The sequence below is a fragment of the Vibrio sp. SCSIO 43155 genome, assembly GCF_023716605.1.
GTDB lineage: Bacteria > Pseudomonadota > Gammaproteobacteria > Enterobacterales > Vibrionaceae > Vibrio > Vibrio harveyi.
The window spans coordinates 672,752-684,745 of the sequence record NZ_CP071853.1; the positions used below are offsets into that span (position 1 = coordinate 672,752).

An 11,994-nucleotide genomic window follows, 5' to 3' on the forward strand; every position below is an offset into this window, starting at 1 on the left:
ACGGAAGGTTACAATGTGGCGCGCATTCGTCGTATCGATCGCTGTCCTTATTTCTGGAGCTGTATGGGGAAGCTCTTACAGCCTCTCCTTACCCCTTGTGTATGAACAAAATCAGCTTGGCGAACTCCCTGTTGAAATAAACGGCATGGCTCTTGAGCGAGTGTCTGTCGATGCCCTCCAAGATTTGCTCGGAACGCGCGTGAGTCCGGAATGGTGGTCGCAGTTTTTTGGTTCAGAGCCGTCAACATTCGTTGATATCGAAACACTCGCTGAGCGAGGTATCGAGGTGACACTTAATACTGAATCCTTGTTTATTGACGTTCGGCTCTCGGCACAAATTCTTAGCGAACAAGACATTACTTTGTCGTCTGGCTATCCCGATTTTATTCCCTCTGAAAGTGGCTCGATAAACTGGTTAAACAGTTTTAGCTTCGCCTATAACAATTATTGGCAAGAGGATGTTGAGACTTGGGATTCGTCGCTGGATTGGTTGTCACAAGGCAATATCGGTGGTGCCAGTGGTGTGAATTTTCTTTTAGCCAATTATCTTGAAGCGGATAACGAAACCACAAAGTTTTCCCGAGGTGAGTGGATTGCTTTCTATGATGATCCAAACTTACCGATGCGTGCTTCCACAGGGGATGTTATCAGTGGTGAATCTGGACATATTTATGGCATGTCCTTGGGTGGTTTTTCAATTGAGAGTCGATACGCTGACTTACAACCGGATCGTGAGACAAGCCCTGAGAGTAGCCAACAACTTGTTCTGCTCGAATCCGCTGAAGTGGAAGTTTATGTCAACGGTGAACGAATTTCTGGTGGGCGATTGGAGCCGGGACGTTACAACCTCAAGAATCTGATTTTAGATAACGGTGCTAACGATATTACGGTTGTCGTCAACTATGTTTCTGGTAAGCAAGAAGTATTGCGCTTTACTCAATTTTACAACGCTAAGCTGTTGAAAAAAGGTCTGATTGATTACTCGTTTTCCGTTGGGCAGCCAATCATCTATGACAACCGTCAAGTAGAATACGAAGAGGAATGGGTAGCGACAGGTTACTTAGAATATGGTGTCACTGACTGGTTAACCGCAGGTACAAACGGCTTATATGCTCAAGATGGTTCGGTATTTGGGGCTCTGTTTACTTTCAAAAGCGGTGTAGGGAATGTGACTGCTCGTTATTCGCTAAGCTCTGCAAGTTCGGGAGAAGACGGTTGGATAGCTTCCCTTGATTATGAAAACAGCATTTTTGGAAGTGGGGAAAGCCAATCTCCCAACCTACGTTTTGCGATTGAAAAATCGGATGATTTTCAAAACAAACCTTGGAAAGAATCCCAAGAAGGCAACTCATATACACAATATCTCGCAAATTACTTTTGGCAGATAAACAGTAAATTTGATCTGACATTAACAGGACGCCTGACTCAGCTCCCTCCTGATGACGATGAGTTACGTGGTTCGGTCTTGCTAAATTGGCGACATGGTGGTTTTACGGTAGGGGTTGGCAGCGAATACGAAGAATCCGAGCGTTATAACGAACCGGATACGCGTTTCTTGTTTACCTTTGAATACAATTGGTATTCGGATGAGCATGGAAATCGTATAGGTCTCTCTTACAACAGTGAGAATGAACGGAGCCGAGCGTATTTTAGTAATGAAGGTTTGAACTACGTTGGTGACTATGGCGTAAGAATCGAAGCTGAGCAGGACGAATTTCGTGATACCCAACGAGCTCAATTGAGTTACACCGCAAATCGTTTTAGAGCAGAGTCCGAAGTAAGCCGTGATGTAGTGAGAAAAGAAGATACCGAGCAATACCAAGCTTCACTGCGCCTAGCGACTGCAGTTGGTATGGTTGACGGTGATTGGGGGGGGGGACGTGCGACCAGTGGTCCTTTTGTTGTGGCAGAAATGCACCCGACGTTGGGTGAAGCGACTGCGAACCTAGATGTAGACTCCCAAGGAAGACCAACCGCAATAGCGACAAAGCATCTTAATGGTCTTGTTTCGATCTCCCAGCCTTATGCTCGCTATGCGATGGATTATAACGTGATGGATTCTCCTGTTGGTTATGACTGGGGAGATGGCAAACTTGAGCTAATGCCGGCGGCGGCAACCGGATATTTGTTGACGATAGGTTCCGATGCGTCATACACGGCGAGTGGTTATTTGAAGCGTCTTAGCGGTGAACCTATCGAGTACCGACAAGGGCGTGTGTTGGTTGATGATGAACAAATTGAGTTTTTTACCAACAAGCAAGGACGATTCTTCATTCAAGGTCTACGTCCTGGCATATATGCAGTTGAGCTTTATGGACTACAGATTAGCCCTGTCGTTATCTCGATTCCTGAGTCTGATACGAGCTTAATCGATTTAGGTGAAATCACAGTAATGCCGAACAATGACAAATAATTTAGCGCATTGTACTGGTAAAAGAAAAGGAGAATAGGATGAAAACAGTTAATCGCAGTGATGTATTAACATTCGCAACCGTGCTATTTCTTACTGCTTTTGCTTCACCGTTGTTGGCGAATGATGCCAGCGAAGCGCAGTGTGGGGGGACATTTAGGGTAAGCATCAATGATACACCTTATAAACCTCATGTGACGCAACCTGATACCTTGTGGTTTCAAGGCAAAATAGAGTTAGATAGCCAACTAGTTAACTGTATGAGCGGCATTGTCATCAAGCCGTCAAATGGTTGGCAGCAGGTTGTTTCTGGCCCTCAAGGTAAGATCAATTCGACCGTCCTTAACACGCAAAGAAAAAGCCTAAATAGAACCCCTCAAGGAGACTTTTTACTACCAAGCCGTGGTAGTAAGCAGGTCGATTTTTGGGTGCAAGTGCCCGAAGGAAAAACCATGCAACCGGGCAATTATCGGGCAGATTTTGAATTTTCGTTACTTGGCAAGCAAGTTGAAGTTGGTGTGAGAAATGCAGGGCTCGACTACACGATAAAGCCATTCGTACGAGCACGCATAGAGGCAAATTCAAGTTCCAATGTGTCTGTTTCTGGGGCAAGAGTGACGGTGGATATGGGGAATTTAACCAAGCAAAACCGAAGGGATTTGGACATTGTCGTGGTGAGCAACGCTTCCGTAAAACTTGAGCTCGACTCGTTGAATCATGGGCACCTTGTCAATATTAGGAAACCGAGTCATAAAGTTCCGTACACCACATTTTTGCAAGGTCAGACTCTTGGGTTGGATAGTCCGGTGTTTTTAAATACTCACCGTGGGAACCAAACTCGCTTCAATATGGCTTTTGAAAATAAGGCAGTGCCAGGTACTGCTGCAGGGTTATATGAAGATGAGATGACCATTAGTTTGATTGCCTACTGACTAACGTAAGTTGAGACGAATAAAAAACGCCGCAATTGATGCGGCGTTTTTTTGTTCTTGCTGAGGATTATTGGATGTCCAATAGCTCCACATCAAAGATCAGTACACTTGCTGGTGGGATAGGGCCAGTACCGTTTTTACCGTAACCAAGTGTGCTTGGCACGAACAGGCGGATTTTCTCGCCCACAACCATGTATTGCAGACCTTCTTGCCAGCCTTTAATCACCTGATTTAGACCGAATGTGATCGGCTCACCACGTTCTACTGAACTATCGAAAACCGTACCATCGATAAGCGTGCCATGGTAGTGAACTTTCACTTTGCTAGTTGCAGTTGGATGAACGTCGCCCGTTCCTTTCTCAAGAACAAGGTATTGCAGACCACTCTCTGTGGTAATCACACCTTCTTTCTTGCTGTTTTCTAGCAGGAACTCTTGCCCTTTTGCAAAGTTTTCGTCTGCCGCTTTGTGGTTTGTCCAAGTACGGTAGATAAAGAATGCCGCTAGGACGAAAATAATAAGAGGAAACAGAAATTTAGACACAGTAGCTCCTTGTCTTATTTTGGTTGTTTTAGCAGGTAGTTGATAGTGTCAGCCATTGCTTCAACGGTCTCGTGGCCACCAGTGATTACTTGGTATTTACCATTTACGATGAAGGCAGGAACTGAGTTGATTTGACCACGAGTCGTGATCTCTTCTGCTTTAGTAATATATTCAAACAGTTTCGCTTGTTGTGCGTCGTCTAGCTGGTAAGGGCTTACTAGGTTACGAGACTCAAAAGCTTTCTCTACCGCAGCTTGGCGCTCATCGGCAGTTGCATCTGCACCCATTTGAACGGCAGCAAACAGTTCTTCCATAAACGCTTTGTCCGGAGTGCCGTTAACTTGCATTGCCGCTGTATAGAAAATGATCGCGCTGATTTGCGCACTTTCGTTAAAGGTAACGTGCATCTTCTCAACTTTCTGTTCTGTCAACGATTCAATTTGAGGAACGAACTGCTCCATCGTACGACAATGACCACAGGTGAGAGAAAACGCTTCAGTTACTGGTGCTAAGTTGTATTCAGCAAGAGAAACTGGCAGAACTTCGTATTGCTTGCCTTGTTGTGGCTGACTATTGCCGTTGTCACAAGCTGTTAGGGCAAAAACTGCGGCAAAAAGTGCAGCGCCTTTAGAAATGGTTTTGAACATGGGTAAGGCTCTAAATAGTAAAATTGGTGCTAGTTTATCGGTTAACGGTATCGACGAAAACCATTAATACGGCTTGTTACACTAAAGTGAGACAATCGAAGAAAGTTTAGACAAAACATGGCAATGACGTTGTGTTTAGTGCGCTCAGCTATTGAAAATTCGTGAAGTGAAACGCCATTAAGCGACAGTTTAGTTAACGAGATTTTCTTTGCTCTCTTATCTACCAAATAATGTTTGATAAAAATGAATGCCCAACTTAAATCGTTGGCATGAACTGTGCTTGTGTATTGAAGAAAATATGGTAATAGGCACTAAAGTTTGGGCGATTTAAGCCGACACAGTGAACAGGAATTCATTCTACGTTGGTAACGGTATGAAGCATTGGTTTTTAGTGGCATGCGGTCTATTAGCCGGGTGCACGAGTATTAATTCAGATATGGTTCCGGGCGGTAATATTCTCGATACTGCCCCGAGAACTAACTCAGAGCTAAGACATCCAGAGTGGGGTTACGCGAAATCTTACGTGTCAACTCCACGTTATGTTGCTCAGACTCCGAGTACAGCTGGAAAAAAGTCACAGGGCGTGACGTCACTGGAGATGTTTTTAAATAGACATCATATCGCCCATGAAACCATCAGTGGCGATCACCTTATGGTGCGTTTGAAAGAACAAGTGCATTTCCAAACGGGCTCTGCGAGATTATCATCGCAATCTCAAGACTGGATCCGCAATCTTGGACATTATCTTGCCGGGCGTACTGATGTTGATGTGGTGATAGACGGTCATACAGACAGTACAGGCGCAGAGAGTTTTAATGATTCGTTATCGGAAAAGCGTGCTCGTGAGGTAGAAAAGCAGCTACTTGCAACCAGCTTGCCTCGTCAAAGAGTGTTCTCTCGTGGCTTTGGCGAATATGTGCCGCAGTGCAGTAATACCACAGCAAGCGGTAAGGCATGTAATCGTCGAGTGGAACTGATGCTGATTGTCGATCAGTAAGCGCCCATATCATTGAATTGAGATAAAAGAAAAGAGGCACCGTATGGTGCCTCTTTTGCATCCGCCAATGTTCTTAGGGGGAACTAGGCAAATTCTTTTTCAATGTAAGCGACGATGTCTGAAGACTCGTAAAGCCATTGCGTCTCGCCATCTTTTTCAATACGCAGACAAGGTACTTTTACACGACCGCCACCTTGTTCAAGTGCTTCGCGATGTACTGGGTCGTTTTTCGCATCACGTAATTCAATGTTCACGGATTGACGTTTCATAGCACGTCGAACTTTTACGCAGAAAGGACAAGCTTCAAATTGGTACAGTGCGTAGTTTTTGGCTTTATCATCAACGCTTTTCTGTGCTTCTGCCGAACGTTTAACGCCACGGGGAGAGAATACTGCATTGAGAAGTAGAATGATTTTTCCCAAAATCCAACGGATAAACTTCATAATGATCCCTTGATGTTCAGTGGATGAGTGTCCTTGTATATCATGCAACGAACTTACGTAACGAAGTCGTTGAGCGTAGAAAGCCGTTGCATGAAAGGGCGTAGTCTATCAGGTGTTTGGTTTTGACAAAACCATGTATTTTATGAGGAAAACAGACGTTTTACCCAACCAAATAGCCCGCTTGCTTTTACTGGGTTAGCGTCTTTACCAAGATAGAAACTCTGCATTAAATCGGTACGAAAAGCATCCAAATCCATGCGCTTAATCACTAACTCATGTTGCAGGATATTTTGCGTTTGTTCTGCATGGTCATGAGCAAGGCTAAAATCCATATTTAGATAGCCTTGGGTGTATAGCCATAAATGCGTCACCAGTACTAAGTCTTCGGCCGACTGATTGGTGAACTTTTCCGCGTGCTCTTCACCAAGCGTGTCGTTCAACACTTGCTGCATGTGGTGAGTGGAGGTGGCATGTTGTTCATACAGGGCGCTGGCTTCGATGTGAGATTTAGTCAAAAGCCCAAGCATATGCAGCGCAGGGGCTGTGTCAGGCTTGTTTTCACATACTCTAATGAACAATGGGGCTTGTTCTTTTGTCCAACGTCGCCTTGCAGCCTTATGCTCATTAACGAAGGGAATGTTTTTGAACCCCATTTCTTGGATCAGTTCATTAAGAGGCGTCATTACTTTGTAATTCCTTCACCGTCACTTCGACGTGTTGTTCGTTAATATCAACGAAAATAGAGGTGCCGGTAATCATAACAGATAGGCTAGTGCCACGGTCAAGGTGTTGTGAAATCAAGTCGATAGCATCGTAGTCAAGGCTTGCCACATCCACTGGAAGCATGCCAAATTTGCCCGCCATCTTATCCCACCAAACGGAGGCTTTGGTGTTGTAGGTATAGACTTTTACTTTCTTAGCCAAACGGGTCGCTTTCTTGATGCGATCTGGTTCTGGTTCGCCAATCTCAATCCAGTGAGTGATAGATTGGTCGTCCTCTACACGCCACAAATCTGGTTCTTCTGTTGTAGATAGACCCTTAGTGAACTCAAGATCATCTTGTGCATTCAAGCAGTAGGCGAAAATACGAGCCAACATGCGCTGTGGCTTTTCAGAAGGGTGAAGGGCGATAGTAAGATTTTTTGAATCGTAGTAATCGTTGTTCATATCAGAGATTGCGATACGAAACTTGTAAATTGTTGGTTTTAGAGCCATAGGAAGTATCGATAAATGAAGGGCAAAAAAATAGCCAGCTAAAAGCTGGCTACCATATCAAAATCTTAAAGGATTAAACTAGAGTGATTTTCTCAGCTTGTGGACCTTTTTGACCTTGAGTGATTTCGAATTCTACTTTCTGACCTTCAACAAGCGTACGGAAGCCGTCACCTTGGATTGCAGAGAAGTGAGCGAAAACGTCAGGACCGTTTTCTTGTTGGATGAAACCGAAGCCTTTAGTTTCGTTGAACCACTTAACTGTACCAGTAGCTTTGTTAGACATGTCTATTTCCTAAATATCTAATTTTATGTAAATCTTCGCCTAATCGGCGCTTATAGCGTGGAAAAATAAATTGCTATTGCGTACCACAGGACGGGGGAGTTACGAGTAATCCAACGAAATGTGAAAACAAAGAACTTTCTTTCTAGCCGTGTTCGAGTCTAGGTTAATTACGGGTATAGTCAACATATATCGACCCATCAAGGGCAAATATTTGTATCTAGTCACTTTTTATACGGTGTATTTTTGATGAATTTTCAAATAAATGACGTTGTTGTGAAGTTTTTGGAGAATAAAATGAATTTTATTATACAAATTTGACTATTTTCCCTAATTATTGTCCAATCTGGTTCGACCATTAAGGAGGAAGTATGGTAAAGAACAAATCTAATCCTCAGCCAAATGAATTGAATCAAGATACCGAGTTTGGCAGAGGGGAAATCAAAGACAACGCACTTAAAGCGGTCGTCACTAGTCAACTGTTTAGAACGCGGGTTGTGAAAGCCAAAAAAGGCAAAGGCAGCTTCAATCGGAAAGCAAAACATAGAGGCAAAGAGCCCTATTCAAAGTTCTCACTAAAGTGGATTTTGAATAGGGCTTTTTTCTTATCTGAAGGTGATGGCGAGAGGGGGTTTTAGCGTTCTATTTTTGGAGAGTAAATTGAGTAAGCCGTGATTTGCCCCGCAACGATAGCAGAGAACATAAACAGCGCAGACAGACCAATACTTGGAATGGGTAAAATAGATTGTTCAAACACGGATTGGCTTGCGCTTACTAAGACGCGGCTACCCGGAACCAAAATGATGATGCCTTGAACAATGTAGATAGAGCCAGTCAGTTCCATCTTTTTCGCAATCCAAGTTCCGTACAATGTAATTAGAACTGTAGTTACCCAAGTCCCCACAACCCAGCCACTTTCGAAACCAAGATAAAAAGGTCCCCACATGCCCAGCATTGCAACGGGTAAGCCAAGCAGAATGTCGATAGGGCGAGCGTTAAAGATCACTCCAAGGCTGGCGGAAATTAAGAATAGCCCGCTAATGTGCATCCAAATCGGGATTTCATTGGTGTAGGCGATGGATTGCGCTTGTCCCCAAATGGCTTCACCGATATTGAGCCCCATGGTGATGCCAACAAACAACTTGATCAACGTAAGAGCGCATTGCCCCAATAAACTGGTCCCTGATACCAAATCATTAAACGCGAGACATTCAAGGGAGTTAGCGATGGAGAGACCGGGTACAAATAAGACAATCGTTGCGATACATAGCGCCCAAACAGGGATCGGCAGTCCAGTGCTGGACAGGTACGCAACAATAATACCTGTGAACAAAGCTGCAATGAACTCAACTGCAATTGCACGTCTCGCTCGGCAAACTTGCTGGCATCCCCAGACCATAAAACCAAGAATAAAAGCAAAGCCGACCGCTTCTAAGGTACTGCCGACCAGCATCAAGTACGCGGGTGGAATGCCCATATTCGCCAATGCAATAACCCATGAAGGATATCCAGCAGGCTCTGGGACGGGTTCGCTACTCGGTTGGTTGATTCGAATGATGGTGTTAGCTAGCAAACTTAAGTTGATTGAAGCTGGTTTCAAGCGCTTGAGTACCACTGCATTGTTATCATCTGGAAATTGATAATTGATCGCGGTTGGCGTGGCTTGAATCATCACATCCACGCCATGTTTTTGCGCGTAGTGCTGAGTGTATTTCTCTACTTTGTATGGCGCACAGCCACTACGATGCAGCGTATCGCCAATTTCGACGATTTTGTTAATTCTATATTGAGAAGGCATGGCGAAAGCGAAAATTTCGAGTCACAAAAAAATTGCGCGTAAGTTAACAAAGTGATTCTTGTCGAGCGAATAATCATTAACTTTTTTGTGTGATTTTGTGGACTGTGTCAGGTGTTACTCATGTCGCTAAAAGGCTCAACCCAGAGAAACCCGGAGTTTCGAACTTTTATTCATATTAAATTCATAACAATTCGTGATGATTCTATAAAATAATCTAATGTAAAAGTGCCATTTTTCAGTGTAAAGGTACTAATTTAGATTCATATCAATAAGAGTTGCTACCTAAAGAAAGAACCTCTGCTATACCTTTAGTTCTATTTAAGTCTTAGATAGCCCTTTAGGGTAGGTTAGTGAGAAGTAGGTATGACCTTCATGCGTTATAGTACTAATGATTGGAAAAACACAATATTTGGCATGTTTCTGCTGCTTATTGTTGCGTTCCATTCCAGCGCAGTCTACGGGCACGAAACTAAGCAAGGTACCTTAGTTGTTGCTAATTCAAAAGCATGGAAACCCTTCTCATACCTTACGCCAGACGGCGAGCCGCAAGGCATCTTGATTGATTTCTGGCGCGAGTACTCCGTTCGAAATGATGTTCATGTGAAATTTCTATTGCTTGACTGGGAAGAATCTTTACTAGCAGTAAAAGAGGGACGAGCAGATATCCATGCTGGATTGATATTTTCTGCAGAGCGCAGCCAGTATCTGAACTTTGGCACAGTGATTATGCCTATCGATACTCAACTTTATGTCAACAGTGACCTGTTAGGAATTGACGTAGAATCGGTGCTGAAAGGTGAATCGGCAATGGAAGTTGGTTTGGTGAAAGGAGGATACGAAGAGACTTTTGTTCGTAAACACTACCCGAACGCGGCAATACGGTTGTTTTCGAATAATGATGCGTTGCTAAAAGCGGTTACGAATAAGCAAATTTTTCTGTTTGTCGCTGATACCCAGGTATCCAATTTCTACATGGCAACAACACCTGACTCGGTGACTTTCTTACCTGCATTGCATCTTTACAGCAAAGATTTAAGAATCGCGACGGGTGACAGCAGTGCAAAGTCGATTGAAGAGGTATCGAGGAATTTTGAGATAGTCATGGAGGCAAATAAGGACCGGATCCTCAGTCGTTGGATTCATGTTAAAACCGTCTATCCAGCGTATCTTGCTCCACTTGCTGTTTTTGCGCTGATTATTGCTGCCATGTTCCATATTTTTTCACTTAAGCGTACGGTTGCTTTGCGTACTCGGCAACTCACTATGGCGAATCAACAGCTTTTTGAGCTCACCCTGACTGACCCTCTCACTAAGCTTTATAATCGACGTCACTTGATAGAAAGGTTGGCGACGTTAAGTACAGTAAAAAGAAACCTGACCGTGATGGTGTTTGATATTGATGACTTTAAATCCATCAATGATCAATTTGGACATTTGGTTGGGGATCAAGCTATTGTTGCTGTGGCGAATACAGCAAGATCTGTCATCGATGAAAGAATGACTTTAGCGCGCATTGGTGGTGAAGAGTTTGCCTTAGTAACGGCTTCGCTCTCTGCAGAGGAAGCAGAAGTTCTTGCTCGTACAATTTGCACCCAAGTAAATTGCGCACCAGTGACCTTAGATGGACAAACGATTAGCGTGAGTATCAGTTTAGGGTGCGCGTATTATCCAAAATTTGATGAACAACCAAGCCTGCAAGATGCTGATCAACTTATGTACCATGGCAAGGCAAATGGGAAGAATCGCGCTGTATTCCAAATCATCAACAGAAACAAAGTGGAACCATTACTTCGTAAAGCTCAGTAAAACTTTGAGCGTGCTCTCGCTGACCTTCATCCTCTCCTTGCTATACTGATTTGAACTCCCTGTTTTTATTGTTATTTCTGACGTGAATAGTGTTGGATTTCAGTGTCGAGGACGGTTATGCGTACTGCTTGGTTATCTCTACTGTGTTGGTCCATTTCATTTACTGCTGTGGCTGAAAGTGCTTTTGATATCGTGCAAAAGTCAGATCAAGCAATGCGCGGTGATTCCAGTTATACCGAATCCACTATGGAGATCATTCGTCCTGATTGGACTCGGTCGATGACCATGAAGAGTTGGACCAAAGGGACGGATTTGTCTTTGGTGTTGGTCACGGCGCCAGCCAAGGATAAGGGCAGTGCTTCTCTAAAACGACAAAGAGAAATGTGGAATTGGGTACCGAGTATTGAACGCGTCATCAAAATTGCGCCATCTATGTTGAGCCAATCGTGGATGGGCTCAGACTTCACCAACGATGATTTGATCAACCAGTCCTCTATTGTGGTCGATTATCAACATGAATTAAAAGGCGGGGATGTGTTTGATGGCGACAAGGTTTGGGTGATAGACGCCGTTGCGAAGCCCGATGCTCCCGTGGTTTGGAGCAAAGTAACGTTGTGGATTTCCAAATCGACCTACCTGCAGCGCAAAGTGGAATTCTACGATGAGTTTGATGAGCGAGTGAACGTGATGACGACTTATGACGTGAAAGAGCTCGGCGGGAGAAAATTAGCGACCAGAATGGAAATGCAGCCGCTGGATAAGCCAGAGAACAAAACCGTACTCATCACCCACCAAGCACAGTTTGATTTCGATATCGATGACAGTTTTTTCTCTCAGCAACAGATGAAATCGCTACGCGACTAAGTTTGGGTAAATGAGCGGCTAAAAGAAGAAACGGATAATCACACATCAACGGAAGGAAGCG

13 protein-coding genes are annotated in these 11,994 nt (G+C 44.0%); 6 read left to right on the forward strand and 7 right to left on the reverse strand.

Features of this window, described 5'->3' with window-relative positions; all coding sequences use genetic code 11:
* Window positions 1-13 precede the first annotated feature (13 nt).
* Complete coding sequence (locus J4N44_RS20200; protein ID WP_252045658.1) at window positions 14-2,413, forward strand: fimbria/pilus outer membrane usher protein; 2,400 nt, start codon at window positions 14-16, stop codon at window positions 2,411-2,413.
* A gap of 38 nt (window positions 2,414-2,451) precedes the next feature.
* Window positions 2,452-3,342 carry a hypothetical protein gene (locus tag J4N44_RS20205; RefSeq protein ID WP_252045659.1) on the forward strand — a complete coding sequence of 297 codons (891 nt, stop codon included), beginning with the start codon at window positions 2,452-2,454 and terminating at the stop codon, window positions 3,340-3,342.
* A gap of 67 nt (window positions 3,343-3,409) precedes the next feature.
* Here the strand turns inward: J4N44_RS20205 and bamJ are convergent, their stop codons facing one another.
* On the reverse strand, window positions 3,410-3,883 hold the full coding sequence (gene bamJ, locus J4N44_RS20210) for a BamJ family beta-barrel-assembly machinery protein (protein WP_005453668.1): 474 nt from the start codon (window positions 3,881-3,883) through the stop codon (window positions 3,410-3,412).
* 14 nt (window positions 3,884-3,897) lie between these two features.
* Complete coding sequence (locus J4N44_RS20215; RefSeq protein WP_005453670.1) at window positions 3,898-4,530, reverse strand: thiol:disulfide interchange protein DsbA/DsbL; 633 nt, start codon at window positions 4,528-4,530, stop codon at window positions 3,898-3,900.
* 373 nt (window positions 4,531-4,903) lie between these two features.
* Here J4N44_RS20215 and J4N44_RS20220 point away from each other — a divergent pair, with 373 nt between their 5' ends.
* A complete protein-coding gene (locus tag J4N44_RS20220; RefSeq protein ID WP_017188748.1) occupies window positions 4,904-5,527 on the forward strand; it encodes an OmpA family protein in 624 nt (207 codons plus the stop codon).
* Between the two features lie 83 nt (window positions 5,528-5,610).
* Here the strand turns inward: J4N44_RS20220 and J4N44_RS20225 are convergent, their stop codons facing one another.
* The 4 genes from J4N44_RS20225 to J4N44_RS20240 form a co-directional block, all read right to left on the reverse strand.
* Window positions 5,611-5,970 carry a glutaredoxin family protein gene (locus J4N44_RS20225; protein ID WP_017819296.1) on the reverse strand — a complete coding sequence of 120 codons (360 nt, stop codon included), beginning with the start codon at window positions 5,968-5,970 and terminating at the stop codon, window positions 5,611-5,613.
* Between the two features lie 140 nt (window positions 5,971-6,110).
* Window positions 6,111-6,653, reverse strand: coding sequence for a hypothetical protein (locus tag J4N44_RS20230; RefSeq protein WP_188014312.1), 543 nt, complete (start codon window positions 6,651-6,653; stop codon window positions 6,111-6,113).
* Entirely contained in the window at window positions 6,640-7,185 is a 546-nt protein-coding gene (locus tag J4N44_RS20235; protein ID WP_005453677.1) for a YaeQ family protein, read from the reverse strand. The genes J4N44_RS20230 and J4N44_RS20235 overlap by 14 nt, the downstream gene beginning before the upstream one ends.
* 73 nt (window positions 7,186-7,258) lie before the next feature.
* Window positions 7,259-7,468, reverse strand: a complete 210-nt coding sequence (locus J4N44_RS20240) for a cold-shock protein (protein WP_005433440.1) — start codon at window positions 7,466-7,468, stop codon at window positions 7,259-7,261.
* A 368-nt stretch (window positions 7,469-7,836) separates the two neighbouring features.
* Between J4N44_RS20240 and J4N44_RS20245 the strand changes: the two genes are divergently transcribed.
* Window positions 7,837-8,103, forward strand: coding sequence for an alternative ribosome-rescue factor A (locus J4N44_RS20245; protein ID WP_005453679.1), 267 nt, complete (start codon window positions 7,837-7,839; stop codon window positions 8,101-8,103).
* On the opposite strand, the gene J4N44_RS20250 is transcribed toward J4N44_RS20245, so the two are convergent.
* Entirely contained in the window at window positions 8,100-9,263 is a 1,164-nt protein-coding gene (locus tag J4N44_RS20250) for a threonine/serine exporter family protein (protein ID WP_005453681.1), read from the reverse strand. The genes J4N44_RS20245 and J4N44_RS20250 overlap by 4 nt on opposite strands.
* 363 nt (window positions 9,264-9,626) lie before the next feature.
* On the opposite strand from J4N44_RS20250, the gene J4N44_RS20255 reads away from it, so the two are divergent.
* Together J4N44_RS20255 and J4N44_RS20260 are read left to right on the forward strand one after the other, a co-directional pair.
* Window positions 9,627-11,069, forward strand: a complete 1,443-nt coding sequence (locus J4N44_RS20255; RefSeq protein WP_252045660.1) for a transporter substrate-binding domain-containing diguanylate cyclase — start codon at window positions 9,627-9,629, stop codon at window positions 11,067-11,069.
* Window positions 11,070-11,186: 117 nt separating this feature from the next.
* Complete coding sequence (locus J4N44_RS20260; protein WP_252045661.1) at window positions 11,187-11,933, forward strand: outer membrane lipoprotein-sorting protein; 747 nt, start codon at window positions 11,187-11,189, stop codon at window positions 11,931-11,933.
* The last annotated feature ends 61 nt before the right edge of the window (window positions 11,934-11,994 follow it).

What these genes read in the sequence shown, in the direction of transcription:
- J4N44_RS20200 (WP_252045658.1), top strand. Translation starts at nt 14, where the DNA reads ATGTGGCGCGCATTCGTCGTATCGATCGCTGTCCTTATTTCTGGAGCT.
- J4N44_RS20205 (WP_252045659.1), top strand. Translation starts at nt 2,452, where the DNA reads ATGAAAACAGTTAATCGCAGTGATGTATTAACATTCGCAACCGTGCTA.
- J4N44_RS20215 (WP_005453670.1), bottom strand. Translation starts at nt 4,530, where the DNA reads ATGTTCAAAACCATTTCTAAAGGCGCTGCACTTTTTGCCGCAGTTTTT.
- J4N44_RS20220 (WP_017188748.1), top strand. Translation starts at nt 4,904, where the DNA reads ATGAAGCATTGGTTTTTAGTGGCATGCGGTCTATTAGCCGGGTGCACG.
- J4N44_RS20225 (WP_017819296.1), bottom strand. Translation starts at nt 5,970, where the DNA reads ATGAAGTTTATCCGTTGGATTTTGGGAAAAATCATTCTACTTCTCAAT.
- J4N44_RS20230 (WP_188014312.1), bottom strand. Translation starts at nt 6,653, where the DNA reads ATGACGCCTCTTAATGAACTGATCCAAGAAATGGGGTTCAAAAACATT.
- J4N44_RS20235 (WP_005453677.1), bottom strand. Translation starts at nt 7,185, where the DNA reads ATGGCTCTAAAACCAACAATTTACAAGTTTCGTATCGCAATCTCTGAT.
- J4N44_RS20240 (WP_005433440.1), bottom strand. Translation starts at nt 7,468, where the DNA reads ATGTCTAACAAAGCTACTGGTACAGTTAAGTGGTTCAACGAAACTAAA.
- J4N44_RS20245 (WP_005453679.1), top strand. Translation starts at nt 7,837, where the DNA reads ATGGTAAAGAACAAATCTAATCCTCAGCCAAATGAATTGAATCAAGAT.
- J4N44_RS20250 (WP_005453681.1), bottom strand. Translation starts at nt 9,263, where the DNA reads ATGCCTTCTCAATATAGAATTAACAAAATCGTCGAAATTGGCGATACG.
- J4N44_RS20255 (WP_252045660.1), top strand. Translation starts at nt 9,627, where the DNA reads ATGACCTTCATGCGTTATAGTACTAATGATTGGAAAAACACAATATTT.
- J4N44_RS20260 (WP_252045661.1), top strand. Translation starts at nt 11,187, where the DNA reads ATGCGTACTGCTTGGTTATCTCTACTGTGTTGGTCCATTTCATTTACT.